General features: G+C 41.3%; 28 protein-coding genes. 26 read left to right on the top strand and 2 right to left on the bottom strand.

All coding sequences use genetic code 11. The features are described 5' to 3' along the window. The first annotated feature begins 80 nt into the window (after positions 1-80). From BK584_RS04835 to spoVM, 5 genes are all read left to right on the top strand, one after another. Complete coding sequence (locus BK584_RS04835; protein WP_078391542.1) at positions 81-836, top strand: Stp1/IreP family PP2C-type Ser/Thr phosphatase; 756 nt, start codon at positions 81-83, stop codon at positions 834-836. Next, positions 833-2,962, top strand: coding sequence for a Stk1 family PASTA domain-containing Ser/Thr kinase (gene pknB / locus BK584_RS04830; RefSeq protein WP_078391541.1), 2,130 nt, complete (start codon positions 833-835; stop codon positions 2,960-2,962). The genes BK584_RS04835 and pknB overlap by 4 nt, the downstream gene beginning before the upstream one ends. A gap of 43 nt (positions 2,963-3,005) precedes the next feature. After that, on the top strand, positions 3,006-3,887 hold the full coding sequence (gene rsgA, locus BK584_RS04825; RefSeq protein ID WP_078391540.1) for a ribosome small subunit-dependent GTPase A: 882 nt from the start codon (positions 3,006-3,008) through the stop codon (positions 3,885-3,887). A gap of 1 nt (position 3,888) precedes the next feature. Continuing rightward, on the top strand, positions 3,889-4,533 hold the full coding sequence (gene rpe / locus BK584_RS04820) for a ribulose-phosphate 3-epimerase (RefSeq protein ID WP_078391539.1): 645 nt from the start codon (positions 3,889-3,891) through the stop codon (positions 4,531-4,533). Between the two features lie 204 nt (positions 4,534-4,737). Further along, positions 4,738-4,818, top strand: a complete 81-nt coding sequence (gene spoVM, locus BK584_RS04815; RefSeq protein WP_035419138.1) for a stage V sporulation protein SpoVM — start codon at positions 4,738-4,740, stop codon at positions 4,816-4,818. 41 nt (positions 4,819-4,859) lie between these two features. On the opposite strand, the gene rpmB is transcribed toward spoVM, so the two are convergent. Then, positions 4,860-5,048 (bottom strand): 50S ribosomal protein L28, encoded by a 189-nt coding sequence (rpmB, locus tag BK584_RS04810; protein WP_054708431.1) that lies wholly within the window; start codon positions 5,046-5,048, stop codon positions 4,860-4,862. Between the two features lie 198 nt (positions 5,049-5,246). Here rpmB and BK584_RS04805 point away from each other — a divergent pair, with 198 nt between their 5' ends. The 12 genes from BK584_RS04805 (at position 5,247) to rnc (ending at position 16,465) form a co-directional block, all read left to right on the top strand. Then, positions 5,247-5,609, top strand: a complete 363-nt coding sequence (locus tag BK584_RS04805; protein ID WP_054708428.1) for an Asp23/Gls24 family envelope stress response protein — start codon at positions 5,247-5,249, stop codon at positions 5,607-5,609. 56 nt (positions 5,610-5,665) lie between these two features. Beyond that, positions 5,666-7,303, top strand: a complete 1,638-nt coding sequence (locus BK584_RS04800) for a DAK2 domain-containing protein (protein ID WP_078395408.1) — start codon at positions 5,666-5,668, stop codon at positions 7,301-7,303. A gap of 18 nt (positions 7,304-7,321) precedes the next feature. Further along, positions 7,322-8,182 carry a DegV family protein gene (locus tag BK584_RS04795; RefSeq protein ID WP_078391538.1) on the top strand — a complete coding sequence of 287 codons (861 nt, stop codon included), beginning with the start codon at positions 7,322-7,324 and terminating at the stop codon, positions 8,180-8,182. 66 nt (positions 8,183-8,248) lie between these two features. Then, complete coding sequence (gene sdaAB / locus BK584_RS04790) at positions 8,249-8,911, top strand: L-serine ammonia-lyase, iron-sulfur-dependent subunit beta (protein WP_078391537.1); 663 nt, start codon at positions 8,249-8,251, stop codon at positions 8,909-8,911. A 12-nt stretch (positions 8,912-8,923) separates the two neighbouring features. Further along, positions 8,924-9,814 (top strand): L-serine ammonia-lyase, iron-sulfur-dependent, subunit alpha, encoded by an 891-nt coding sequence (gene sdaAA, locus BK584_RS04785; protein ID WP_078391536.1) that lies wholly within the window; start codon positions 8,924-8,926, stop codon positions 9,812-9,814. 20 nt (positions 9,815-9,834) lie between these two features. Further along, positions 9,835-11,856 carry an ATP-dependent DNA helicase RecG gene (recG, locus tag BK584_RS04780; protein ID WP_078395406.1) on the top strand — a complete coding sequence of 674 codons (2,022 nt, stop codon included), beginning with the start codon at positions 9,835-9,837 and terminating at the stop codon, positions 11,854-11,856. An 89-nt stretch (positions 11,857-11,945) separates the two neighbouring features. Further along, positions 11,946-12,527, top strand: a complete 582-nt coding sequence (gene fapR, locus BK584_RS04775) for a transcription factor FapR (protein ID WP_078391535.1) — start codon at positions 11,946-11,948, stop codon at positions 12,525-12,527. Beyond that, positions 12,524-13,522 carry a phosphate acyltransferase PlsX gene (gene plsX / locus BK584_RS04770; RefSeq protein WP_078391534.1) on the top strand — a complete coding sequence of 333 codons (999 nt, stop codon included), beginning with the start codon at positions 12,524-12,526 and terminating at the stop codon, positions 13,520-13,522. Before fapR ends, plsX begins: the two co-directional genes overlap by 4 nt. Then, a complete protein-coding gene (fabD, locus tag BK584_RS04765) occupies positions 13,515-14,456 on the top strand; it encodes an ACP S-malonyltransferase (RefSeq protein WP_078391533.1) in 942 nt (313 codons plus the stop codon). The genes plsX and fabD overlap by 8 nt, the downstream gene beginning before the upstream one ends. A 1-nt stretch (position 14,457) precedes the next feature. Beyond that, positions 14,458-15,201: a 3-oxoacyl-[acyl-carrier-protein] reductase gene (gene fabG / locus BK584_RS04760; RefSeq protein ID WP_078391532.1), complete on the top strand. Its 744-nt coding sequence runs from the start codon at positions 14,458-14,460 to the stop codon at positions 15,199-15,201. Positions 15,202-15,280: 79 nt separating this feature from the next. Then, a complete protein-coding gene (acpP, locus tag BK584_RS04755) occupies positions 15,281-15,514 on the top strand; it encodes an acyl carrier protein (protein ID WP_078391531.1) in 234 nt (77 codons plus the stop codon). A gap of 168 nt (positions 15,515-15,682) precedes the next feature. Then, on the top strand, positions 15,683-16,465 hold the full coding sequence (gene rnc, locus BK584_RS04750) for a ribonuclease III (protein ID WP_078391530.1): 783 nt from the start codon (positions 15,683-15,685) through the stop codon (positions 16,463-16,465). A 30-nt stretch (positions 16,466-16,495) separates the two neighbouring features. Here the strand turns inward: rnc and BK584_RS04745 are convergent, their stop codons facing one another. After that, positions 16,496-16,723, bottom strand: coding sequence for a DUF1128 domain-containing protein (locus BK584_RS04745; protein ID WP_245808804.1), 228 nt, complete (start codon positions 16,721-16,723; stop codon positions 16,496-16,498). A gap of 199 nt (positions 16,724-16,922) precedes the next feature. Between BK584_RS04745 and smc the strand changes: the two genes are divergently transcribed. The 9 genes from smc to trmD all read left to right on the top strand — a co-directional run bounded on the left by smc (position 16,923) and on the right by trmD (position 25,629). Further along, entirely contained in the window at positions 16,923-20,489 is a 3,567-nt protein-coding gene (gene smc / locus BK584_RS04740) for a chromosome segregation protein SMC (protein WP_078391529.1), read from the top strand. Between the two features lie 11 nt (positions 20,490-20,500). Beyond that, positions 20,501-21,487 carry a signal recognition particle-docking protein FtsY gene (ftsY, locus tag BK584_RS04735; RefSeq protein ID WP_078391528.1) on the top strand — a complete coding sequence of 329 codons (987 nt, stop codon included), beginning with the start codon at positions 20,501-20,503 and terminating at the stop codon, positions 21,485-21,487. A gap of 95 nt (positions 21,488-21,582) precedes the next feature. After that, positions 21,583-21,912: a putative DNA-binding protein gene (locus BK584_RS04730; RefSeq protein ID WP_078391527.1), complete on the top strand. Its 330-nt coding sequence runs from the start codon at positions 21,583-21,585 to the stop codon at positions 21,910-21,912. Between the two features lie 23 nt (positions 21,913-21,935). Next, entirely contained in the window at positions 21,936-23,291 is a 1,356-nt protein-coding gene (gene ffh / locus BK584_RS04725; RefSeq protein ID WP_078391526.1) for a signal recognition particle protein, read from the top strand. Positions 23,292-23,384: 93 nt separating this feature from the next. Further along, complete coding sequence (gene rpsP, locus BK584_RS04720; RefSeq protein WP_078391525.1) at positions 23,385-23,657, top strand: 30S ribosomal protein S16; 273 nt, start codon at positions 23,385-23,387, stop codon at positions 23,655-23,657. A gap of 24 nt (positions 23,658-23,681) precedes the next feature. Next, positions 23,682-23,912, top strand: coding sequence for a KH domain-containing protein (locus tag BK584_RS04715; RefSeq protein WP_054708394.1), 231 nt, complete (start codon positions 23,682-23,684; stop codon positions 23,910-23,912). A gap of 55 nt (positions 23,913-23,967) precedes the next feature. Further along, a complete protein-coding gene (locus BK584_RS04710) occupies positions 23,968-24,393 on the top strand; it encodes a YlqD family protein (RefSeq protein ID WP_169871064.1) in 426 nt (141 codons plus the stop codon). After that, positions 24,377-24,895 carry a ribosome maturation factor RimM gene (gene rimM, locus BK584_RS04705; protein WP_078391523.1) on the top strand — a complete coding sequence of 173 codons (519 nt, stop codon included), beginning with the start codon at positions 24,377-24,379 and terminating at the stop codon, positions 24,893-24,895. Before BK584_RS04710 ends, rimM begins: the two co-directional genes overlap by 17 nt. Further along, entirely contained in the window at positions 24,895-25,629 is a 735-nt protein-coding gene (gene trmD, locus BK584_RS04700) for a tRNA (guanosine(37)-N1)-methyltransferase TrmD (protein WP_078395402.1), read from the top strand. Before rimM ends, trmD begins: the two co-directional genes overlap by 1 nt.

Below are 25,629 nucleotides of genomic sequence, written 5' to 3'. Positions count from 1 at the left end.
ATGTTAATAAACGTCGTTGTATAATGGTGCAGTGGTGTTACAACTAAGCAAGCATATGCTGCTAAAATGAGGTGAGTTTTTTGATTGATAGCACAGCGTTTTTAACTGATGTCGGGAAAGTCCGCTCCCATAATGAAGACAACGGCGGCATATTTGTATCCCCAGTTGGTACATTGGTTGTTGTCGCAGATGGAATGGGGGGGCATTCTGCTGGCGATATTGCAAGTAAAATCGCGACGGAAGTATTAGAATCAGAGTGGAACAAAATGTCACCCCCCCTTAAAGCCATTGATGCAGAAACATTCTTGCTTGATTCGTTTAAAAGAGCTAATGAGGCGATTATAACCTATGCACAGCAGCATCCAGAGTGTGAAGGAATGGGAACAACAGCCATTGCTGCAGTCTGTACGGAAGAGTATACGGCAATTGCTCATGTAGGAGATAGTCGAGCGTATGTGTATAATGGTATAAAAATTAGCCAACAAACGGAAGATCATTCTCTCGTTGCAGAACTTGTGCGTAGTGGTCAAATTACTGAGGAGGAGGCAGAACACCATCCTCGGAAAAATGTTGTACTACGGGCACTTGGGACAGATCCTGATGTAAGCATTGACGTGTTCATTTTACAATCAGATTTAATAAATGTACTAATTATATGTTCTGATGGCCTATCTAATAAGCTAAAAGCAAGTGAAGTCCAAGCTGAGATTGAACGTGGGGTCAAACTGTCCGAAGTTGCAGAATCATTAATTGCCCAAGCAAATGACCGGGGTGGGGAAGATAATATTACAATCGCTCTTGTCCGTTTTAACGAGGAGATAAGTGAGTCGTTATGATAGGTGAACGGATTGGAGGCCGCTACGTCGTATTGGACAGTATCGGCGGCGGCGGTATGGCAGATGTGTATTTAGCTTTGGACGTAATATTAGACCGTCATGTGGCGGTAAAAGTTTTACAGCCGCAATTTTCTAAGGATGAACAATTCATCAAGCGTTTTAGAAGAGAGGCGCAAGCGGCTACTAGTTTAGCAAACCCTAATATCGTTAACATTTATGATGTAGGGGAAGAAGACAATGTTTATTATATTGTGATGGAATATGTGCGGGGGCGTACGTTAAAACAAGTCATACAAGAAGATGGTCCTTTAGCGATCCCTGTTGCTCTTGACTATTTCAAACAAATTCTAGTTGGAGTAGGACATGCCCATGCAATGCAAATTGTTCATCGTGACATTAAGCCGCAGAACATTTTAATAAGCGAAGATGGAGAAGCAAAAGTTACTGATTTTGGTATTGCACGAGCGATGACTTCTACTACAATCACACATACAAACTCAGTAATGGGCTCCGTTCACTATCTTTCACCGGAGCAAGCTAGAGGTGGACATGTAACGTATCGATCTGATTTGTATTCATTAGGAATTGTATTATTTGAAATGGTTACTGGACAAATTCCTTTTTCTGGAGATACGGCTGTATCAATTGCGATTAAACATTTGCAAAATGATGTGCCATCTGCTAGAGAGATTGTCCCAAGTATTCCACAAAGTGTCGAAAACATCATTAAAAAAGCAACACAGAAAGATCCTATGCAGCGCTATGAATCAGCCGAAGAACTTATTTTGGCAAGTGATTCCGCGCTTGATCCTGACGGTCGAGTAGAAGAACCGATGAATCAAGTGAGTGACGATACAACAAAAGAAATCCCAGTGTTAGGAGAATTTTCCGATACGCAAGACATGGAGGATACGATAGCGATCCCTGCTCAAGACGTAAATAGCGATTTAGATCGACAGGAAAATTTGCAAGATACTAACGTCAATCATTCTGAACGAATTGGTAACGATCAGAATGAGGGAGAAACGCAAAAGGGAAAAAAACCGAAAAAAAGTCGAAAGAAATGGTTTTGGATTTTGTTAATCGCCTTTGGCGTTTTGCTCGGTGCGACCATTTTGGCGTTTACTGTTTGGAGTTCGTTGTTTTTTGTGGAAGAGACTGAAGTGCCAGATGTAGTGGGTCAAACTGAAGAAGAGGCCATTGATGAAATTGATGCAAACAACTTAGTGGCAGAGGTAGAAGAAGTGGCCAGTGATGATTTTGAACCTGGTCAAGTAACTCGGCAAGACCCTAGAGGCGGAAGAGTGGTAAAAGAAGGACAAACGGTAACCATATTTGTAGCGGCTTCAAAAGAAGAAGTAAGTCTGGACGATTATCGCACATTAACCTTAACGCAAGCAGAAAGGCTGCTAACTCAAAGGGGCTTTACAGTTGATTCGCAAGCACGAGAAGACAATAGTGAACCTCCAAATACGGTTATCGCTCAAAATCCATCGCCAGATTCAAGGGTTATTCCTGCTGAAACGACAGTTGTATTAACGTATAGTGTGCCGGAATCGATTCAGTTAGATGATCTTACAAATCAGACTGAGGATGATGTTCGCTCTTATTTGAACCAAGTAGGGCTAAGAGCTGGTGCGTTTACAAGGGAATACGATGAAGATGTTGAATCAGGACGTGTAATCAGCCAATCGCCAGAGCCATTAACGACAATGGAACAAGGTGACAGTGTAGAAATTGTGCTATCTAGAGGACCGGAGCCGATTGAGGAGGAGCCTGAACCGCCTCAACAGCCAGAAGGTGAGGCAGAAGATCCAGTTGATGCTGATCCGGTTGAAGATCCAACAGATACCGATGAAGAAGAGCCAAGTGTTTTATATCAAATTATCCAAACAATTGTTGTTTCAGAAGAGCAACAAGCTCAAGGGGAGAGCTTTGATATTCGTATAGTTGGACAAGATGCAACTTCTCAAGGTGATGACCGAGTATTAGTTGAAGAAACGATAATTGAAACTAGTGATTTTAATGTCGAATTACGAGTGAGTCCAAGCTATTCGGGTTCATATGAAGTTTATATAAACGGAGAGTTTAACCGTCAATCTGATGTGTATGAATATGAAGAATAGAGGTGCGGTTATTTTCGCGCCTCTTTATTAAAGGAGGAGTTCTATGCCAGAAGGACTGATCGTAAAAGCTTTATCAGGTTTTTATTACGTCAAGGATGATAGCCGAATCGTTCAATGTAGAGCGAGGGGGGTATTCCGCAAAAAAAAACTGACGCCATTAGTTGGTGATTATGTTGGGTATGAGGCAGAAAATGACACGGAAGGCTATATCATGGTGTTAAAGGAGCGCAAGAATGAATTAGTGCGTCCGCCTATAGCGAATGTGGACCAGGCATTGCTTGTTTTTTCTGCAAAAGAGCCAGAATTTAGCTTTGTTTTGCTGGATCGTTTTTTAGTACATATTGAACATAATGATGTAATTCCACTAATTATTGTGAGCAAAACGGATTTAGTAAGTGAGGATGAACGTAAACAATTGTTAAAGAAAGTTCATGTTTATAAAAAGATTGGTTATGACGTTCTACTCACTTCGACGGAAAAAGAAGACGACCCAACTTTGGTACTACCTTGGTTTAAAGGGAATGTCACTGTTATTGCTGGGCAATCGGGTGTGGGAAAGTCTTCCTTGTTAAATGCATTGATTCCTAATTCAAACATAGAAACAAACGCTATATCAAAACATTTAGGTAGAGGGCGCCATACAACCAGGCATGTGGAACTCCTAGAAATAGGAGGAGGATTAGTAGCTGATACACCTGGGTTTAGTTCCCTCGATTTTATTGGTATGGAAGCAGAAGATTTACGTTTTTGTTTTCCAGAATTTGTACAAGTTATGGATGCGTGTAAATTTCGAGGCTGTCTTCACGATAAAGAACCGGGCTGTGCGGTGAAGCAGGCTGTGAGTGATGAAGAAATTGCGGATACTCGCCATGCGAATTATCTGCAGTTCTTAAATGAAATTCAAAATCAAAAGAGGAGATATTAACATGATTAAAGTAGCCCCTTCCATACTAGCGGGAGATTTTTCAGAAATGGGTAAGGTTGTACGTCAACTAGAGGAGGCGGGAGCTGATTGGATTCATATTGACGTCATGGATGGTCAATTTGTCCCACCAATTACGTTCGGGCATCAAATGGTTGAAGCGGTGCGGCCTAAGACGGATTTGCCACTTGACGTTCATTTAATGGTAAACGATCCAGAAAAACAGATTGAGTTTTTTGTTCAAGCTGGAGCCGATTGTATTAGCGTTCATGTTGAAGCTGCAAATCATCTACATAAAACAATTCATTCAATAAAAGAAGCGGGTTTAAAAGCAGGAATTGTTTTAAATCCAGGAACAGCTACTCATACAATTGAACCTGTGATTGCAGATGTTGACTTTGTGTTACAAATGACAGTAAATCCTGGATTTGGGGGACAAGCATTTATCCCAAGTGCGTTAGAAAATATAAAACGAATCAGGTCAATGATTGATGAACGTCAGCTCCCTGTTGATATTCAAGTTGACGGGGGAGTCAATTCAAAAACGGCTATTCAATGTATACAAGCAGGAGCGACAATTCTAGTGGCGGGATCTGCTGTTTTAGGAGCACAGGATTACGGAGAGGCAATTGCTCAAATTCGTGGTTAAAAACAGGTCTGAATCCTAGGGCTTCTGCATACCTTTATAGTAACGACGGGTGGACACGTTTAGACGGATGATGTTCTTTTGGAAATGAGGACCCCAGTTGCGCGGACTTCTCTCATTCTTATTAAGAGCATCTTACGTCTTCCCGTGTGCCCGCACTGAACAGGCGTGCAATGGTATATGAGTATGCCCCGAGGAGGAGGACTTATGAAATTCTATACGATCAAGCTGCCAAAGTTTTTAGGAGGTTTTGTTAGAGCAATGCTTGGTTCATTTAAAAAAGGGTAAGAAAAAACGCCTTTGCGACTGCAAAGGCGTTTTTTTTGGTGTTATACACGCTCTACTTTGCCGGATTTAAGTGCGCGAGCAGAAACATATACACGTTTAGGTTTCCCGTCCACCATGATACGAACTTTCTGTACGTTTGCACCCCAACGGCGTTTCGTTTTATTCATTGCGTGAGAGCGCTTGTTGCCAGAGCGCGCTTTACGACCTGTAATATAGCATACACGAGCCATCTTGTGCCACCTCCTTAACAGTCTCGGGTTAATTCACGATGACTTAGTCACCAAAACATCTTAGCATAGCCAATTAGATAAAGCAATAAGGAAAGACAAGTAAAAATGCTTGACGTAAAAAATGGCTTTTAAAATAACGGGCATTATAGTAAAATGGCGGTACGTATGTACACTGTACTATATCGAAGGAGGCAAACCATGACTATTGAAATGAAAACTGAACTTGGCATTGTTGATGTGTCACAAGATGTTGTAGCAACAATTGCAGGAGGCGCAGCAACCGATTGTTACGGTATTGTGGGCATGGCTTCGCAAAAGCAATTTAAAGATGGGTTAAGTGATCTGTTAGGAAAGGAAAACTTTCGTCGTGGTGTTATTACTCGTGAAGAAGGTGAAGAGCTTCATATAGATATGTACATCATTGTCAGCTATGGTACAAAAATTTCTGAGGTTGCACATAATGTCCAAACAAAAGTGAAATACCACTTAGAAAAGATGCTTGGTCTAGAAGTGGAGTCTGTGAATATTTTTGTGCAAGGGGTTCGGGTAACGAATCCTTAGGATTAAAGGGGGAAGACAAGGTGACTAGTAAGTTGAATGGAGAGAAGCTCGCCCTTATGTTTATTGAAGGGGCAAGCGAGCTTTCAAAAAAAGCGGATTTAGTTGATTCGCTTAATGTGTTCCCGGTTCCAGATGGGGACACTGGTACGAATATGAACTTAACAATCACTTCTGGCGTAAAAGAAGTAAAAAAAGCCTCTTTTGACCATGCGGGAACAGTTGCTGGTGCATTTGCAAAAGGGCTATTAATGGGAGCTAGAGGCAATTCTGGTGTGATTCTTTCCCAACTATTCAGAGGTTTCTCTAAGTCGATAGAGGGAAAAAGTGAACTGACAACAGAACAGTTAGCGAATGCATTGGACGCAGGAGTGACAACGGCTTATAAAGCTGTAATGAAACCTGTAGAGGGAACGATTTTGACTGTTGCAAAAGATACAGCTAAATATGCAATAAAAGCAGCAAAAAAGCAAAAAGAGTTTATTCCGTTCTTTGTTTCAATTATTAAAGAAGCAGAGCGTTCATTAGCAAAGACACCTGAGCTCCTCCCTGTATTAAAAGAAGTAGGTGTAGTTGATTCTGGAGGTCAAGGCCTTGTATATATTTACGCGGGGTTTCTACAAGCGCTTACAGGGGAGAAATCAATTGATTTTCTTCAAGAGCCAAAAATGGAAGAAATGGTAAGGGTTGAGCATCATCATCATAACGCGCAGTCCCATATAGATCCAAGTGAAATTGAATTTGGTTATTGTACTGAGGTCATGGTTCAGTTTGATGAGGAAAAAACAAAGGCTAATCCATTTAATGAGGATGATTTCCGCAAACAGTTAAGTGAGTTTGGAGATTCACTCCTTGTGGTATCAGATGAAGACTTATTAAAAGTACATATCCATGCAGAGTATCCTGGAAATGTACTAAGTGCAGCACAGACGTATGGTCCGCTTATTCAAGTGAAGATTGAAAATATGCGTGAGCAGCACTCTAGCTTAACTGGTTCTTATGAATCTACTTCAGTGCTGCCAAGCAAACCGAAAGAAAAAGCGGCGTTTGCCATTGTTGCTGTCTCCATGGGAGATGGAATTGAAAAATTATTTAAAGGCCTTGGTGTAAGTGAAGTTATTGCAGGCGGTCAAACGATGAACCCGAGTACTGAAGACATCGTTCAAGCAATTAGCAAAGTACATGCTGAAAATGTAATTATCTTACCAAACAATGGAAATATTGTTATGGCAGCTGAGCAAGCCGCCGATGTTGCAGAAGTTAATGCGCTTGTAGTACCAACAAAAACAGTTCCACAAGGTCTAGCAGCATTACTTGCTTTTAACCCTTCCAAGAATGCAGACGAGAATGCAGAAGTGATGGCAAACGCAATGAAGGATGTAAAGACTGGTGAATTAACATATGCGGTACGCGATACGCAAATGGACAATCAGACAATTAATAAAGGTGATTTTATGGGGATTTTTGATAAGAAAATTGTCGCATCCGGTATTGACCTTTTTGAGACTGCAAAGAAACTCCTTAGTGAAATGGTGGACGAAGATGGGGAAGTATTAACCATTATTACTGGTGGAGACGCAAAGAAAGAAGAGACAAGCAAGATTGAGCAGTTTGCTAGTACTACATTTGAAGATTTGGAAATTGATGTAGTTGAAGGTGGTCAACCGCTTTATTCTTATATCTTTTCTGTAGAGTAACCATTGAGGGGGATTTAAATGGCTCTGATAAAAGTCGTAACCGATTCAACTGCAGATATCCCGGAAGAACTCACAACTAAGTATGGAATTACTGTAATCCCGTTAAATGTACATTTTGGTGAAGAGCAATATGAAGATGGAGTTACACTGTCTCCAAAAGAGTTTTATTCTAAATTAAAAAAGAGTGATGTGATGCCAAAAACGTCACAGCCTTCTCCACAGCAGTTTGAAGATATGTATCGGCAGATAGCTGATGAAGATACAGCGCACATTCTTTCCATTCACTTATCGGCAAAAATGAGTGGCACGACACAAGCAGCATTAATTGCAAAAGAAGAAGTGAAAAACGATTTAGACGTACATGTGTATGATTCAAAGCGAGCATCTTATGCAATTGGTGTTATTGTAGTTGAAATTGCGAAGCTTGCAGCTGAAGGCGCTGATTTACAAACATGTCAGCAACGTATTCAGGAGTTATTAGAGGATACGACGGTTTACTTCATGGTTGATACACTTGAGTTTTTACAAAAGAATGGGCGGATTGGTAAGGCGTCTGCATTGCTTGGTTCATTGTTAAAAATGAAGCCTATCTTATCGTTGAATGAGGCCGGTGAAGTATACCCTCATGAAAAAGTTCGTGGTCAAAAAAAGGCTGTGGCTCGAATTATAGCCTTGTTGAAAGAAGAATTTGGTAGTGGTGAAGTTCATGTTGGTATTTCTCACGCTTTAAATGAAGAGCTTGCTAATGAGTTAGCCGATGAGTTAAAAAAACAATTTAATGTAAAGTCAATTGTTCTAACAGAAATCGGTTCGGTGATTGGTGCGCATGTTGGGCCAGGCACAGTTTCTTTATCAATGACAAACACAAAACAAGCGTGAACAAAAGGTTGCCAACTGTCTATGATGGCAGCCTTTTTGTTTGGGCATTTTAGGAGGATAAAGGGAATGAAGTATCGGACGGTTTTTGATATTATTGGACCTGTTATGATAGGTCCATCAAGTTCTCATACGGCTGGAGCGGCTCGAATTGGTAAAGTTGCCCGAACGTTGTTTGGTAGCGTGCCCGAACGGGCTGATTTATATTTCTATGGTTCATTTGCAAAAACGTACAGAGGACATGGGACGGACGTTGCAGTAATTGGTGGTTTACTGGATTATGAAACAGATGATGAGCGCATTCGTGATGCATATCGCTATGCAGAAGAGTCGGAAATGAACGTTTCTATTCATGAAGAAGGGGCAATTGCTCACCATCCAAATACAGTTAGAATCAAGCTTTTTAAAGATGAAAAGAGATTTGAGCTAGTAGGGGTTTCAATCGGTGGTGGAAAAATTGAAATCATCGAACTGAATGGATTCGAATTAAGGTTGTCAGGAAACCACCCAGCTATATTAATTGTGCATCAAGACCGTTATGGTGTGATTGCAGCTGCAAGTAATTTATTAGCAAAACACCAAGTGAATATTGGTCATATGGAAGTGTCAAGGAAAGAAAAGGGCGAACAAGCCTTGATGGTGATTGAAATAGATCAAAACGTTGATGAAAAGTTGTTGGAAAGCCTTGCGGAACTTCCCAATATCACTCATGTATCAAAAATCCATGAATAAGGAGGGGAAATCATGTTTAGAAATGTATCAGAGTTGCTTGAGCAAACTGAAGAAAAAGGCATTTCGATCTCAGAAGCGATGATCTTGCAAGAAATGGAAGTGACAGGACGTTCTAGAGAAGAGATCCTTGAGAAGATGCGTTTGAACTTAAATACAATGGAGGCGGCAGCAAGACGAGGTATTGAAGAGGACGTGGTCTCTGTTTCCGGATTAACAGGAGGAGATGGAAAGAAATTAGCTGCTTATATCCAAAGAGGCACGATGATTGGCGGTGAGACAACGTTATTAGCTGTTGCCAATGCAATGGCAACTAATGAAGTAAACGCTGCAATGGGAATTATTTGTGCAACACCAACGGCAGGTTCTGCTGGTGTGGTTCCAGGTGTTATGTTTGGAGTAGAGGGTAAGTTAAAACCAACAGAAGACCAGAAACTTGCTTTTTTATTTACGAGTGGAGCATTTGGGTTTGTGGTCGCGAATAATGCATCCATTTCAGGAGCTGCAGGTGGCTGTCAAGCGGAAGTAGGATCTGCAACGGGAATGGCAGCAGGTGCTCTCGTTGAGATGGCTGGTGGCACGCCACGACAATCTGCTCACGCAATGGCTATTGCACTGAAAAATATGCTTGGTCTTGTATGTGACCCAGTGGCAGGATTAGTAGAGGTTCCTTGTGTAAAGCGTAATGCGGCAGGTGCGTCGTTGGCGATTACAGCAGCTGATATGGCTTTGGCAGGAATCGAGAGTAGAATTCCATGTGATGAAGTGATTGAGGCGATGTATCGAATCGGTCAAACGATGCCGGAATCTCTTCGTGAAACGGGAGAGGGCGGACTGGCAGCGACTCCAACAGGGCGCAAATTAGAAGCTGCAGTCTTCGGCAGAACGGCTGAAGAGATCAAGTGAAATTAAACACTCTTGCTGTAATGGAAGTGAAAGGGATTGGAGAAGAGAGTGGAAAGCTTCTTAATGGTTTAGGCATTCAGACTGTCCAGGACTTGCTTGAATATTTTCCGTTTCGATATGAAGATTACTCCTTGCAACAGCCAACTGAAGCAGTTCATGATGAGCGTGTGACAATGACAGGAAGCCTCCAGAGTGAAGCTTCTATACGCTACTACGGTAAAAAAAAGAATCGTTTAACCTTTCGAATGTTGTCAGATGGAATTTTGGTTACCGTCACCTTTTTTAATCGGGCTTTTCTTAAAAGCAAATTAACACCGGGAACGGAAGTGACGGTTACTGGGAAATGGGATGCTCATCGACTTTCTATTACAGGTAGTGAACTGAAATTTGGTGCTGTAGAAAGAAAAGGAGATGTTGAACCTGTCTATCATAGCTCCGGGAAGATAACGAGTAAACAAATACAAAAGTGGATTGCTTCGGCGATTGAAATGTTTGCAGATGAGGTTGTAGAGCCGTTGCCAGTATCGCTCCGTAATCGGTATAAGTTGATGGGGAAGGCAGAGACAATTCGTCATTTACATCATCCTCTTAAACCAGAAGCAGTTAAACAGGCGAGGCGTCGCTTTGTTTATGAAGAATTGCTTTATTTTCAATTAAAGATGCGCGCATTTAAAGAAGCGAATCGCGAACAGCAACATGGAAAAACCCTAGATGTGACAGAAGAGAACATTGCAGAATTTACAAACCGGTTGCCTTTTTCATTAACAAAAGCACAAAGCAGGGCGATTCATGATGTGGTGGAAGATATTCGAGCGCCATTTCGAATGAACCGTTTGTTGCAAGGTGATGTAGGCTCTGGCAAAACAGCAGTAGCTGCTGCTTGTATGTTTGGTGTTGTTCGCGCGGGAGCGCAAAGTGCTTTAATGGCTCCGACTGAAATCCTTGCCGAACAACATGCTGACTCACTTGCAACGTGGTTTGAGCCATTGGGATTAACAGTTGCTTTATTGGCGGGCTCTGTCAAAGGAAAGAAGCGGCGTGAACTTTTAAGTAAAATTGAATCCGGGGAAGTTGACATCGTTATTGGAACGCATGCATTAATTCAAGACGATGTGCGCTTCCATTCATTAGGGTTAGTTATTACTGACGAGCAACATCGCTTTGGGGTTGAACAACGTCGGATTTTACGTGATAAAGGAGAAAATCCAGATGTATTGTTTATGACAGCTACTCCCATCCCTCGAACACTTGCAATTTCTGTGTTTGGTGATATGGATGTTTCTGTATTAGATGAGCTCCCGGCGGGGAGAAAACCGATAGAAACGTATTGGGTACAACATGATTTATTGGAGCGAGTGTTAGAGTTTATTCGTAAAGAAGTAGAACAAGGTAGACAAGCGTATGTGATTTGTCCCCTGATTGAAGAATCTGAAAAGCTTGATGTCCAAAATGCAATTGATTTCCATGCGATGCTGTCTGCTCATTACCATGGACAAGCGTCAGTAGGCTTGATGCACGGACGACTGCAGGCTTCAGAAAAAGACGAAGTAATGGCTGCTTTTGCGCAAAATGAGACACAAATTCTTGTTTCGACTACTGTCGTGGAAGTGGGCGTTAACGTACCTAACGCAACCGTCATGGTTATTTACGATGCAGATCGTTTTGGGTTAGCGCAATTGCACCAACTCCGTGGACGCGTGGGTCGTGGAGACGCTCAATCAACGTGTATTTTGATGGCGCAACCTAAATCAGAAGTTGGGAAAGAGCGGATGCGCATTATGACGGAAACGACAGATGGGTTCGTTTTGTCAGAGCGTGACTTGGAGTTACGAGGACCTGGAGACTTTTTTGGGGCAAAACAGAGCGGTCTACCTGATTTTAAATTGGCTGATGTGGTGCATGATTATCGAGCGCTTGAAACAGCTAGGCAAGATGCAGACACAATTATTCGCTCTGGTGCCTTAATTACTGATCCAGAGTATCGTTACTTGGCAGCTTATTTAAAACAAGTTGGGGCTTTTTCAGGAGCAAAGTTAGATTAATAGTTGAATCATAACAAGAACAACTTTATACTGTTATTAGTACCTAGTCATAGTAGTGAACAAATGCCAGAAAGACGGACGGTGTAAAAATGCGAAAAAAGAAGAGAGAACGACAAGCGTTATTAAATGAATTGCTGGCAGGTAACCCTTTTCTAACAGATGAAGAACTAGCCGTTCATTTTTCTGTAAGCATTCAGACCATTCGTCTTGACCGGATGGAACAGAATATACCAGAACTTCGTGCGCGAATTAAAGATGTTGCGTTTAAACATCGAGATGCTGTGATCTCTCTTACGCCAGAAGAAGTGTTTGGAGAAATTATTGATTTGGTGTTGGAACAACAAGCGATTTCAATTTTTGAAGTAGGCCAAGATCATGTGTTTACGCGCAGTGGAATTGCTAGAGGACATCATTTGTTTGCGCAAGCCAATTCATTAGCTGTCGCTTTAATGAACAATGAATTTGTTTTAACTGCAAAAGCAGAAATTCAATTTAAACGTCCAGTCTATTCTGGAGAGCGTGTTGTTGCAAAAGCAGAAGTTATTCGAGATGCAGGGGAGCGCATGCGTGTTGTTGTAAACAGCCGTGTCAATCAAGAACTTGTTTTTCAAGGAGAGTTCGCGATGTATAAACAAATTGAATCTGTGGAAGATGAGGACGGTCAACTATGAGAATTGCTATTGATGCGATGGGTGGAGACAACGCGCCGTCAGCCCATGTTCGTGCTGCGGTCCGTGCGATTAAGGAGTTTCCCGATTTAACGATTACGTTAATTGGGGATGAAGAGAAGATTCGTGCTGAATTAACCGATGAAAAGCGAATTGATATAGTACATACAACAGAGAAAATTGAAGATACTGATAAACCAACAACAGCTGTAAGGAGAAAAAAACAGGCCTCGATGGTACTTGCAGTAAATGAAGTGAAAGAAGCAAATGCGGATGCTTGTATCTCAGCAGGTAATACAGGGGCGCTGATGACAGCTGGGTTATTTTATATAGGGCGTCAAAAAGGGATAAGCAGACCTGCGCTTTCGCCGATGTTGCCTACAAGAGATGGAAAAGGTTTTTTATTATTGGATGTCGGGGCGAATATGGAGGCGAAAGCCGAGCACTTGCTTCAATATGCCATTATTGGTGAAGCGTATATGCAGAAAGTTCATCAGGTCGAGAAACCGCGGGTTGGTCTTCTAAACGTTGGCACTGAAGCTGGAAAAGGTTCAGAGTTAACGAAGCAGGCATATAGCTTATTAGAAAATAGCCGTGTTGATTTTATTGGCAATGTTGAAGCACGTGATTTGCTTGAGGGTGTCTGCGATGTTGTTGTTTGTGATGGTTTTTCAGGAAATCTTGTATTAAAGACAATTGAAGGAACGGCGAAGATGCTTTTCTCTATGTTGAAAGAAGAGTTGACAAGCTCCTTTTCTTCTAAACTTGCCGCGGGAATATTAAAACCTAAACTAATGAGTCTGAAAGATAAGATGGATTACTCTGAATACGGAGGCGCGGGGTTGTTTGGTTTGAAAGCTCCCGTTATTAAAGCCCATGGCTCTTCCGATGAAAATGCTGTTTTCCATGCAATTCGTCAGGCGAGAAATATGGTTGAACAGAAAGTTGTGCAAGTGATTGCAGATAACATAGAGGATGGTGGAAACGCAAATGGGTAAAGTGGCATTCTTATTTCCTGGACAAGGGTCGCAAAAAGTTGGCATGGGGCAGACGTTATTTGAACAAGAACCGAAAGCAAAACGGTTCTTAGATAAAGCGGATGCTGCACTGGGCTTTTCATTGTCAACTATGATGCTAAATGGACCTGATGAGGTTCTGAAGCAAACCGAGCATGCTCAGCCTGCTCTTGTAACAATGAGTGCTGCGGTACTTGAATTGTTCCGTGAGTCTGGAATTACAGCGGATTACGTAGCCGGGCATAGTTTAGGCGAATATTCAGCTTTAGTAGCTAGTGATTCATTGGCGTTTGAAGAAGCTGTTACTCTTGTCCATAAACGAGGCAAACTTATGCAAGCAGCAGTTCCGAGTGGAGAAGGGGCGATGGCAGCTGTTTTAGGCTTGGATCAAGAAACGTTAACAAGAGTATGTCAGCAAGTTTCGGCTGGAAAAGAAGTGGCAGAATTAGCTAATTTAAATTGTCCGGGTCAAATCGTTATTTCTGGAACGGTAAAAGGAATAGAGGAAGCTAGTGAATTAGCAAAGTCGGCAGGTGCAAGAAGAGTAATGCCTCTTGCTGTTAGTGGACCATTCCACTCTTCTTTAATGAAGCCGGCTGCTGAACAATTTGAAGGTGATTTGCATTCGACGCAATTTACAATGCCAATGATTCCTTTAGTTGCTAATGTCACCGCCGATGTTGTTCATGCCCCGGAAGTCATACGTGCTCTTCTAGCAGAACAGATTTATTCGCCGGTGAGGTTTGAAGAAAGCATTCTTCATATGGTTAGCCTTGGTGTAGATACGTTTATTGAAATTGGATCAGGGAATGTACTAACTGGTCTCGTCCGTAAAATTGACCGAAAGCTCCAAGTGTTTTCTGTGCATGACCGGAATTCATTTGAACAAACGCTCGTTGCGTTGAAAGGGGAGTAACATGCTTACAAATAAAACGGCAATTGTCACTGGTGCATCAAGGGGAATAGGAAAAGCTATTGCAATGGAATTAGCTAAAAAAGGTGCAAACATTGTTGTCAATTTTGCAGGAAATCAAAGCCGTGCTGAAGAAGTTGTCTCGGACATTAAAACGCTTGGGTGTGATGCATTTGCTTATCAAGCAGATGTAGCAAATAGTGAAGAAGTGAATGCGATGATGAAAGAGGCTATATCTCGTTTTGGTTCCATTGATATTTTGGTAAATAATGCCGGTATCACCCGGGATAATTTGCTCATGCGAATGAAAGAACATGAATGGGATGATGTAATTAATACGAACCTAAAAGGCGTATTTAATTGTGCAAAAGCCGTGACTCGTCAAATGATGAAGCAGCGTTCTGGACGGATTATTAATGTGTCCTCTGTTGTTGGTGTAATGGGTAATCCCGGCCAAGCTAATTATGTTGCAGCAAAGGCTGGAGTAATTGGCTTGACGAAGTCTCTTGCAAGAGAGCTAGCTTCTAGAGGAGTCCTTGTTAATGCTGTTGCACCAGGCTTTATTTCGACTGATATGACAGATGAGTTAACATCGGAATCAAAAGAGGCGATGCTTGCTCAAATACCTCTTGGGGCTTTAGGTGAACCAGAACAAATTGCAAAAGTAGTTCGGTTCTTAGCAAGTGAAGATGCCGCGTATATGACAGGCCAAACGATCCATGTTGATGGCGGTATGGTGATGCCATAATTAAATGAGGTGCTTGACAGCTGCGGTTGGCGCCAGTACAATTTCTTTTGCTGATACTTTTTGAGAGGAGGTGACTATTTTGGCAGATGTAATGGAGCGTGTAACGAAAATCGTCGTTGACCGTCTTGGTGTGGAAGAATCTGAGGTGAAGCTTGAAGCTTCTTTTAAAGAGGATCTAAAAGCAGACTCACTAGATGTAGTAGAACTAGTGATGGAGCTTGAAGATGAGTTTGACTTGGAGATTGCGGATGAAGATGCAGAAAAGATTGCTACGGTTAAAGATGTTGTCGACTACATAAATAACAACCAGTAACCGCTATTGTAAAGAGCCCTTCCAGTTATTGTTAGGGCTCTTTCTCACATCTTCACACAAAAGTATGTCACACAGCAGGGCAAAGTTTTGATACAATCAACGTGAGAGCGATAGAGACTTATTCCTACCGTTTGAAAATAAGACTGACTCCATTGATTGGAGGTAACAATGGCTCAATCATCTAAATACCAGCGCAGAACACGTCAAGGGGACCGAAAACGCAACCAGAGACGATTGGAACTGACAGAAGAACAGAAAAAACAGTTTGACGACTTGCTCGTTCGAACAGGATTAACGTTTGAAAATCGGAAGTTGCTTATCCAAGCTTTTACCCATTCCTCATATGTAAATGAGCAGCGAATTTTTTCTTCGTCTGATAATGAGCGATTGGAGTTTTTAGGAGATGCTGTTCTTGAATTAGCGGTTTCTCAATATCTATTCAAATCGTATAAAAATATGAGTGAAGGGGATATGACAAAGTTACGCGCTTCCATCGTGTGTGAACCATCTCTTGCTCGTTTTGCAGAAGAACTTCACTTTGGGAAGTTGGTTTTGCTTGGTAAAGGGGAAGAGGTTACAGGTGGCCGGACACGTCCTGCCTTACTTGCAGATGTGTTTGAAGCCTTTATAGGAGCTCTTTATATGGATCAAGGCCTTGAGTCTGTCTTTATGTTTTTATCGCGGTTTATGTACCCGAAAATTAAAGAAGGTGCTTTTACCCATAAAATGGATTTCAAAAGCCAACTACAAGAGTTTGTTCAACGTGACAACCGCGGACAGATTAAGTACTTGATTGTTCAAGAGCGTGGTCCAGCCCATGATCGGGAATTTGTATCAGATGTCCAATTAAATGAAAAAACGGTTGGCACTGGCACAGGACGGTCGAAGAAAGAAGCGGAGCAACTTGCTGCGAAACAAGCACTTGATGCATTGAATTGGAAAGAAAGCTAGAGAAAAGGAAGCGGAAACGCCTCCTTTTTTCTAGCTTTTTCTATCTCTAAGTTGACCGAGTTCTTGAACAATTTCATCCATCTCACTGATGGAAAAAGAGGGTTGACGCATAACATGTTTATGTAGTGCTTTTAAATCTTCGTGTTTATTTACGCTAACAGAATCGCTTTTAATCACACTCCCGTTCACGACGTTTAGCTTCTTTTTCATTTCTTCAAGCATTGTGTTAATCTCATCTTTTGAAAGTTGTTGACTCAATTGTAAATCCTCCTTACTCATAAGTATGCTAACCATACCACGATTTTTAGCTAAACCCAACTAGAAAGTGACAATTGTCGTTTCCACTCGTTTTTTAGTGTGATAAACTAATAGAGTTATTGGAGTAGAAGCCTAAATGACTAGGCAGCGACGTGTAACGAAATAAGCTGTATTTGCATGAAAGAAAGTGGGGATTAAGATGTTCCTCAAGCGACTTGAAGTAAAAGGGTTTAAGTCTTTTGCAGAACCTATATTAATTGATTTTGTCCCAGGAGTAACGTCAGTAGTTGGTCCTAATGGGAGTGGAAAAAGCAATATTGCTGATGCTGTACGTTGGGTGCTTGGAGAGCAAAGCGCTAAGTCTTTGCGTGGAGCGAAAATGGAAGATATCATCTTTGCGGGAAGTGATACTCGTAAAGCGGTCAATGTCGCTGAAGTATCTCTCATTTTGGATAATGAAGATGAACATCTAGCGATTGATTATAGCGAAGTAAGCGTGACACGACGTCTATATCGGTCAGGGGAAAGCGAGTATTTACTTAACCGCACACCATGCCGCTTAAAAGATATTGTTGACTTATTTTTAGATTCTGGACTGGGTCGAGAAGCTTACTCGATTATTGGTCAAGGTAAAATTGAAGAGATTTTAAGCAGCAAAGCTGAAAATCGACGTACGATTTTTGAAGAAGCAGCTGGTGTTTTAAAATACAAAACCCGAAAAGTAAAAGCAGAAAAGAGATTAAGTCAAACGGAAGATAATTTACTTAGGGTTGCTGATATTTTAAATGAACTGGAAACACAAGTTGAGCCTTTGCAAGAACAGGCGTCAATTGCAAAGGATTACCTTGAGCTAAAAGAAGAACAAGAAGCACTCGATATCCAAGTAATTGCACAGGAAATTACTGATCTGCATAGCAATTGGACAGAGGAGTCAACAAAGTTAGCATCATTAAAAGAACAATTAATTGAACGACAAAGAAAGCTAGAGGACAGTGAAGCACGTCTTAAGCACTATCGTGAAAAGCACGCTGCAATGCGCGATGAAGTAGCCAAAGCTCAAGAATCAAGGCTTCGAGTAAGTGAAGAGTTAGAGAAAAATGAAGGTCGCCGAGGAGTGCTAGAAGAACGGCAAAAAAACGCATTGCAAAACGAAGAACAGTTAAGCGCAGCTATATCTGATAAAGAAGAGCGGCTAGAAAAAGTAAATGAGAAACTTGCTTATCTGAACGAAGCCCATTCCAAATTACTAGAAGAGAAACAAGCCCATGATGCGACTTTAAATGAGTTGCAGCATATGCTGAATAGCTCCAAAGAAGACTTGGCTGCTGAAATTGAAGACGCTAAGGGCGATTTTATTGAGTGGTTAAATGAACAAGCTTCTTTACGAAATGAACGCCGTTATTTGGAAGAACAGTTGAGTCAAAAAGAGCGACATCTTCAGCGAGCTGAAACAGAGAAACATTCACTTAAGTCAGAACATGCTTCGCTAAAGCAGGAAGTTTATGAAAAAGAGCAATTGCTAAACCAGGCGCGGTCAGTTTTTGAACAACTGAAACGAGACTTAAAAACGTTGCAACGTGATGAGGAATCTTTAAAAGATCGTTACTATAAACAGGAAGCAAAGCTATATGAAGCATATGGTGTCTTGCAAAAAATAACAGCTAGGCAGGAAGCTCTTCAAGAAATGGAAGAGGATTATGCAGGCTTTTACCATGGCGTGAAAGAAGTCCTAAAACAGAGGAACAAAGCTTTACCTGGTGTAATAGGTGCAGCGGCAGAACTTATGACTGTTCCAAAAAAGATAGAGAAAGCAATTGAGCTTGCTTTAGGTGCTCAAGCGCAACATGTTGTTGTTGCAGATGAAGCTTCAGCTCGACAAGCAATTGGCTTCCTAAAAAAACAACGGCTTGGACGAGCGACGTTTTTACCGCTGACTACAATGAAGCCTCGATTAGTTCCAAGCACATTGCTAGCAACACTAGAGCAAAGTCAAGGGTATGTTGGGGTTGCTTCAGATTTAATCCAATCAAACGAGGCACACAAAAACGTAATCGACTATTTGCTAGGTTCAACAATTATTGCCGATACGTTGCCTGATGCAAATAACCTGGCGAAAAAATCAAGTCACCGCTATCGGATTGTGACATTAGAAGGTGACATCGTTAACCCTGGTGGGTCAATGACTGGGGGAAGTAGCAAACAAAACCAGTCTTCATTAATAAGTAGAAGACGTGAAAAAGCTGAACTTATCACGAAAAAAAATCAGCTTGATGAGGCTATAGTAAAACTCGAACAGCAAGTGAAAGATGGGAAATCAAATCGTGACAAAGTGAAGCAGCAAATTGATGAGCTTCTACTACGGCAAAATGTTCTAGAAGAAGATGTTGGACAAAAGCAACGAGACTCTCAAGATTGTGCGATGAGGTATGAGCGTTTAAATCAAGAACTGGAACGTATGGAGAGGCAAAGTAGTGAGCAGAATGCTGAAGAAGAAAAAGCAAAAGAGCGTTTGGCTGAAATTGGCACAGCTGAAGTTCATGCAACTTCAGAGGCTGCGAGGATAGAGGCTCATGTTGAACAGCTTGAAAAGCAATTGCAGACACAACAAGCATCTAAAGAAAAACATCAAGCTGATTTTGCAGATATGAGAGTTAAACAAGCAGAATTAAAGCAGCAACTGCAATATAGCAGTGCGCAAGTTCAGGAGCTGGAGACATTGTTCACTCAGCTTGTAACAGAACTTGAAACAGATCATGAACATTATGCATTAATTCACTCATCAAGTGGCGAACAGGCGCTTACGAAAGATTCGCTTGCGAAGAGAATTACAGAAGGACATAGTCAGAAACAAGAGCTGATGAAAACAATTGAACAACTTGAAGTAGAAGAAAAGAAGTTAAATGCAGCTTATGACCAGCTTGAACGGGAAACGAAACAAGAACAAGGCGAACATACGTACATGCTTGATGAAAGCCAAAAATTAGAAGTTCGTGTAAATCGTCTTGATGTAGATTTAGATTATCGATTAAATCGATTGCGTGAGGAGTATGAGCTTTCTTATGAAGCGGCGGTAAATAACTACCCGCTAAAAGAATCGCTTGATCAAGTGAAAATACGTCTTACGCTCATTAAACGTTCAATCGAAGAGTTAGGGACCGTAAATCTTGGTGCTATTGAAGAGTATGACCGTGTAAAAGAACGCTATGAATTTCTCCAGACTCAGAAAAATGATTTACTCGAAGCTCGAGTATCTCTTGATCAAGCCATTTCAGAAATGGATGAAGAAATGGTTAAGCGATTTAGTGAAACCTTCGACCAAATTCGCACCCATTTTCAAGTCGTTTTCGCCCAGTTATTTGGTGGAGGCGATGCAGATCTCGTTTTAACGGATAAAACGAATCTGCTAACAACCGGAATTGATATCGTCGCTCGACCCCCAGGGAAAAAAAGACAACAGCTAGGGCTGCTTTCTGGTGGAGAGCGGGCACTTACAGCCATTGCCTTGCTCTTTGCTATTTTACAAGTGCGTCCTGTTCCTTTTTGTGTATTGGACGAAGTAGAAGCTGCGTTGGATGAGGCGAATGTAAGTCGTTTTGCACAGTACTTACGGGACTTCTCCGAAAAAACCCAGTTCATCGTTATAACACATCGTAAAGGAACGATGGAAGGGGCAGATGTTTTATATGGAGTGACAATGGAAGAGTCAGGGGTCTCTCGACTTGTTTCTGTGAAACTTGAAGAATCGAAGCAATTACTCGAAAGTTAGGAGGAGTTATTTTGAGTTTTTTTAAGAAATTAAAAGAAAAGATGACGCAACAAACAACGGAAGTTGCCGATAAATTTAAAACGGGGTTAGAAAAAACACGCTCTAATTTTGCTGGGAAGATGAATGAACTTGTGGCACGATATCGAAAAGTCGATGAGGATTTTTTCGAAGAGCTTGAAGAGATTTTAATTGGTGCTGACGTTGGTGTCACAACAGTAATGAATTTAATTGATGAATTAAAAGACGAAGTCAGAATACGAAACATTAAAGATACAGAAGAGATTCAGCCAGTTATTTCTGAAAAGCTCGCTGGCCTGCTTGACAAAGAGGGCGATGATGGCACATTAAACATTCAAGTGGATGGACTCACTGTCATTTTAGTTGTTGGTGTAAATGGTGTTGGAAAAACCACCTCGATTGGCAAGTTAGCTAATTACTTAAAGAATGAAGGGAAATCCGTTTTACTGGCTGCGGGGGATACATTCCGGGCTGGAGCGATTGAACAGCTTGATGTGTGGGGCGAGCGAGTAGGTGTTCCTGTCATTAAGCAACAAGCAGGATCTGACCCTGCGGCTGTTATGTACGATGCAATTGCAGCGGCACGTTCTAGAAAGGCTGATGTGCTTATTTGTGATACTGCTGGGCGTTTACAAAATAAAGTGAACCTCATGAATGAGCTTGAAAAAGTAAAACGTGTTATCGAACGAGAAGTACCAGGTGCTCCTCATGAAGTCTTGCTCGTCCTTGATTCGACGACTGGTCAAAACGCGTTGTCTCAAGCAAAGGCGTTTGGTAGCTCAACTGATGTAAGTGGCTTGATTTTAACAAAACTTGACGGTACTGCAAAAGGGGGAATCGTCTTCGCTGTTCGTCAGGAATTAGACTTGCCAGTAAAGTTTATCGGTCTAGGTGAACAAAAAGATGATTTGCAACCATTTGATGCAGATCAATTCGTATATGGTTTGTTTAAAGAGGCAATTGATAACGAACAAGCGTAGGGAAAAAGATGTTAAGATAAAAACTTGACAGAAGAACGCTGATACGGTAAGATGTGTAATCGTAAAGGGAAATGACTTAACAAGGGGCGTACCGAATGCTCGAGAAAACATTACGCATGAATTACTTGTTCGACTTTTATCATCCCTTATTAACCGAAAAGCAGCGTAACTATATGTCCTATTACTATTTGGACGATTTCTCACTAGGTGAGATTGCAGACGAATATGAAGTAAGCCGCCAAGCGGTATATGATAACATTCGCCGCACGGAAGCAATGCTTGAGGAATATGAAAAAAAACTAATGTTGCTTGCTAAGTTTGAAGCGCGCCGCACACTGATAGCGGAGTTTCGCCAGGCGATGGATGAAAACCAAGGCGAAGAATCGTATGGTTCGATCATTGAACGGTTAGAGAAACTTGATTAGTTATATTCGTAGGAGGCGATCAAATGGCATTTGAAGGACTTGCCGCACGCCTGCAAGATACGTTAACAAAGATTCGTGGTAAAGGTAAAGTGAGCGAACAAGACATCAAAGAAATGATGCGTGAAGTTCGACTGGCGTTACTTGAAGCGGATGTTAACTTTAAAGTGGTGAAGCAATTTGTTGCCAGCGTAAAAGAAAAAGCGCTTGGTCAGGAAGTCATGAAAAGCTTAACACCAGGACAGCAAGTGATTAAAGTAGTTAATGAAGAATTAACTGAGCTAATGGGATCAGAGCAAAGTAAGATTGCTATAGCTGCAAAAGCTCCGACTGTTGTAATGATGGTTGGCTTGCAAGGTGCTGGTAAGACAACAACCACAGCTAAGCTTGCGAATCACTTACGTAAAAAGCATAATCGAAAGCCTCTACTCGCTGCCTGTGATATTTATCGACCAGCTGCTATTCAACAATTGGAAACGCTAGGAAAGCAGTTAAGTATGCCTGTTTTCTCATTGGGAGATAAAGTCAGTCCGGTGGAAATTGCAAAGCAAGCAATTGAAAAAGCAAAAGAAGAGCACTGTGACTATGTGATTTTAGATACAGCCGGACGACTTCACATTGATGAAACACTGATGGCTGAATTAAGTGAGATAAAAGCAAGTGTCAATCCAGATGAGATTTTGCTTGTAGTTGATTCAATGACAGGTCAAGATGCTGTAAATGTAGCTGAAAGCTTTAACGAACAGCTTCAAGTAACAGGGGCTGTATTAACAAAGCTTGATGGTGATACTCGAGGTGGAGCCGCGATTTCAATTAAAGCTGTCACAAATACCCCAATTAAATTCGCGGGTATGGGCGAAAAAATTGATCAGCTCGAAGCGTTTCATCCAGAGCGAATGGCTTCTCGAATTCTTGGCATGGGAGACGTACTTTCACTAATTGAAAAAGCGCAGTCGAATGTAGATGAAGAAAAAGCGAAAGAGCTTGAAAAAAAGCTACGCACAATGGATTTTACATTTGATGATTTCTTAGAACAATTAGAGCAAGTAAAGAGCATGGGACCACTTGAAGATTTACTTGGAATGATGCCTGGTATGAATAAAAAAGGCATGAAGGATTTAAAAGTGGATGAAAAGCAGTTAACTCGCGTAGAGGCAATTGTAAAATCAATGACACCACTTGAAAAGCAAGACCCAAGTGTCATTAATGGAAGCCGTCGTCGTCGCATTTCGAAAGGAAGCGGGACAACCATTCAAGATGTCAATCGTTTGCTGAAACAGTTTGAAGATATGAAAAAAATGATGAAGCAAATGACGGGTATGCAGAGTGGAAAAGGCAAGAAACGAGGCAAAGGTCTCGGTGGGTTTAAACTCCCATTTTAATTGAAATCTGTTCTAATAGTTTTTCTTGCAGACTAGTAGAATTGATGATATGATAAAAAATTGTGTGTAATTATTTTTGGAGGTGTACAGCAAATGGCTGTTAAAATTCGTTTAAAACGTATGGGATCTAAGAAATCCCCATTTTACCGTGTAGTAGTTGCAGATTCTCGTTTCCCACGTGATGGTCGCTTTATTGAAGAGATTGGAACATATAATCCAATCGCTCAACCAGCGCAAGTAAACATTAAAGAAGAAAAAGCGCTTGAGTGGATGCTTAAAGGTGCAAAACCTTCTGATACAGTTCGTACCTTGTTCTCGAACGCTGGTTTAATGGAAAAGCTTCATAACGAAAAAAACGCTAAGTAATCACTCCTAAGGAGGCTGGGATGCATGAAAGCTTTAGTTGAACATATTGCCAAATCAATGGTGGATCACCCAGATTCGGTACAGGTTGAAGAAGCTCATGAAGAAAAGACACAAGTTCTACGTCTTTTTGTACATCCTGACGACATGGGGAAAGTGATTGGTAAGCAAGGCAGAACAGCGAAGGCGATTCGTTCGGTTCTGTATGCCGCAACAGGCAAGCAGAACGGACGCGTCAGGCTGGATATTGTCGAATGAAAGGGCGAGGGAAACCTCACCCTTTTTTGCATGAAAAAAGATGGGAGGCGTTTTCTTGAAGTGTATTCGCACAGCATCTGTGAAACATGTTCTGACGGAAGCAAAAAAGGAACAACTAAAGCAAGAATTTGAACGTGACTTGTGGCAAATAAGAACAGAGCTATCACAACTTGAATTTCAGCTGCAACGTGCGTTAAAAGCGATAAAGAATACAACATCTTATGCAGAAGTTCAGAAGAAATATAAAAATGAGATCAAGCAACGTGAAGAGCGGGCAGACTCGTTGGAATTTCGAATGAATCAGCTAATTAGTTTGCCGCTTGGGACCGAACTTGGGATGGGGAATACTGAAATTATACTAGATTTAAAAGAAGGCGATAAGTGGATTGCTGAAGATGCAAATGTCGCTATTATTATAAAAGATGGTTTAATCGCTGAAATTAGAGAGAGTGAGAAAAAAGAAAATGACAAATTGGTTTAATGTTGGTCGTCTTGTTAATACTCATGGTGTACGTGGGGAAGTAAGAATTCTTTCCAATACTGACTTTGCAGAAGAACGGTATGAAACTGGATCGGAACTTAAAATAGCAAAAAGTCCCGATGAACCAGGGCAGCGTGTGGTCGTTCGTAGTCATCGCAGCCATAAGAACTTTGATTTGCTTACATTTGAAGGATATAACAATATAAATGAGGTGGAGGAATTTAAAGGAAGCTACCTCTATGTTTCAGAAGCGAAATTAGCTGAACTAGAAGAAAATGAGTTTTATTATCACGAGATTATGGGCTGCACTGTCAAAGACGAAGAAGGTACGGTGCTAGGAAAAATAAAAGATATCATTGAAACGGGAGCAAATGATGTTTGGGTTGTAGAGCGTAAAGGACAAAAAGATTTGTTGCTTCCGTATATTGAGTCTGTTGTGAAAAAAGTCGATATTGATGAGAAGCTAATTACAGTTCAGTTATTGGAAGGTCTAGATGATTGATGAAGATTGATGTTCTCACATTGTTTCCAGAAATGTTTGCTGGTGTTTTCCGTTCCTCGATTTTAAAACAAGCTAGTGATCGTGGACTGGTTTCATTTAAGACAGTGAACTTTAGAGACTATGCATTGAATAAGCACCGTAAAGTCGATGATTATCCTTATGGTGGCGGTGCAGGTATGGTTTTGTCGCCGCAACCAATTTTTGATGCGGTTAAGAGTGTGAAAACAGAGGCTGAAACAAAGCCCCGTGTCATTATGCTCTGTCCTCAAGGAGTCCCTTACTCGCAAAAAAAAGCAGAAGAACTTGCTAAAGAAGATCATTTGATCTTTTTATGTGGGCATTATGAGGGCTTTGATGAACGGGTTAGAGAGCATCTAGTAACAGATGAAATATCTTTAGGTGATTATGTGTTAACTGGAGGAGAGTTGGGGGCTATGGTCATTGCTGACAGTGTGACGCGACTCATACCAGGTGTACTGGGAAATGAGAATTCCGCTATTACAGATTCTCATTCTACTGGTATGCTGGAACACCCTCATTATACCCGCCCGGCAGACTTTAGAGGTATGAGAGTTCCTGACATTCTTCTTTCAGGGCATCATGCAAATATTGAAGAATGGCGTTTAAAAGAATCCTTACGTCGAACGTATGCGCGGCGTCCTGATTTGCTGGAAGCTAATTCTCTATCGGAGACAGAAAAAAAGCTATTAGAAAAAGTGAAGAATGAGAAGTAG

The sequence above is a fragment of the Shouchella patagoniensis genome (genome assembly GCF_002019705.1).
GTDB lineage: Bacteria > Bacillota > Bacilli > Bacillales > Bacillaceae_D > Shouchella > Shouchella patagoniensis.
This window is presented reverse-complemented; position numbering and strand designations above follow the sequence as displayed.

Coding starts and splice junctions, on each gene's coding strand:
- BK584_RS04730 (WP_078391527.1), top strand. CDS start 21,583: ATGCTCGAGAAAACATTACGCATGAATTACTTGTTCGACTTTTATCAT.
- BK584_RS04805 (WP_054708428.1), top strand. CDS start 5,247: ATGACTATTGAAATGAAAACTGAACTTGGCATTGTTGATGTGTCACAA.
- sdaAA (WP_078391536.1), top strand. CDS start 8,924: ATGTTTAGAAATGTATCAGAGTTGCTTGAGCAAACTGAAGAAAAAGGC.
- rimM (WP_078391523.1), top strand. CDS start 24,377: ATGACAAATTGGTTTAATGTTGGTCGTCTTGTTAATACTCATGGTGTA.
- sdaAB (WP_078391537.1), top strand. CDS start 8,249: ATGAAGTATCGGACGGTTTTTGATATTATTGGACCTGTTATGATAGGT.
- BK584_RS04795 (WP_078391538.1), top strand. CDS start 7,322: ATGGCTCTGATAAAAGTCGTAACCGATTCAACTGCAGATATCCCGGAA.
- recG (WP_078395406.1), top strand. CDS start 9,835: ATGGAAGTGAAAGGGATTGGAGAAGAGAGTGGAAAGCTTCTTAATGGT.
- rsgA (WP_078391540.1), top strand. CDS start 3,006: ATGCCAGAAGGACTGATCGTAAAAGCTTTATCAGGTTTTTATTACGTC.
- trmD (WP_078395402.1), top strand. CDS start 24,895: ATGAAGATTGATGTTCTCACATTGTTTCCAGAAATGTTTGCTGGTGTT.
- ffh (WP_078391526.1), top strand. CDS start 21,936: ATGGCATTTGAAGGACTTGCCGCACGCCTGCAAGATACGTTAACAAAG.
- fapR (WP_078391535.1), top strand. CDS start 11,946: ATGCGAAAAAAGAAGAGAGAACGACAAGCGTTATTAAATGAATTGCTG.
- smc (WP_078391529.1), top strand. CDS start 16,923: ATGTTCCTCAAGCGACTTGAAGTAAAAGGGTTTAAGTCTTTTGCAGAA.
- rpsP (WP_078391525.1), top strand. CDS start 23,385: ATGGCTGTTAAAATTCGTTTAAAACGTATGGGATCTAAGAAATCCCCA.
- fabG (WP_078391532.1), top strand. CDS start 14,458: ATGCTTACAAATAAAACGGCAATTGTCACTGGTGCATCAAGGGGAATA.
- BK584_RS04715 (WP_054708394.1), top strand. CDS start 23,682: ATGAAAGCTTTAGTTGAACATATTGCCAAATCAATGGTGGATCACCCA.
- BK584_RS04800 (WP_078395408.1), top strand. CDS start 5,666: ATGTTTATTGAAGGGGCAAGCGAGCTTTCAAAAAAAGCGGATTTAGTT.
- spoVM (WP_035419138.1), top strand. CDS start 4,738: ATGAAATTCTATACGATCAAGCTGCCAAAGTTTTTAGGAGGTTTTGTT.
- plsX (WP_078391534.1), top strand. CDS start 12,524: ATGAGAATTGCTATTGATGCGATGGGTGGAGACAACGCGCCGTCAGCC.
- pknB (WP_078391541.1), top strand. CDS start 833: ATGATAGGTGAACGGATTGGAGGCCGCTACGTCGTATTGGACAGTATC.
- rpmB (WP_054708431.1), bottom strand. CDS start 5,048: ATGGCTCGTGTATGCTATATTACAGGTCGTAAAGCGCGCTCTGGCAAC.
- rnc (WP_078391530.1), top strand. CDS start 15,683: ATGGCTCAATCATCTAAATACCAGCGCAGAACACGTCAAGGGGACCGA.
- rpe (WP_078391539.1), top strand. CDS start 3,889: ATGATTAAAGTAGCCCCTTCCATACTAGCGGGAGATTTTTCAGAAATG.
- fabD (WP_078391533.1), top strand. CDS start 13,515: ATGGGTAAAGTGGCATTCTTATTTCCTGGACAAGGGTCGCAAAAAGTT.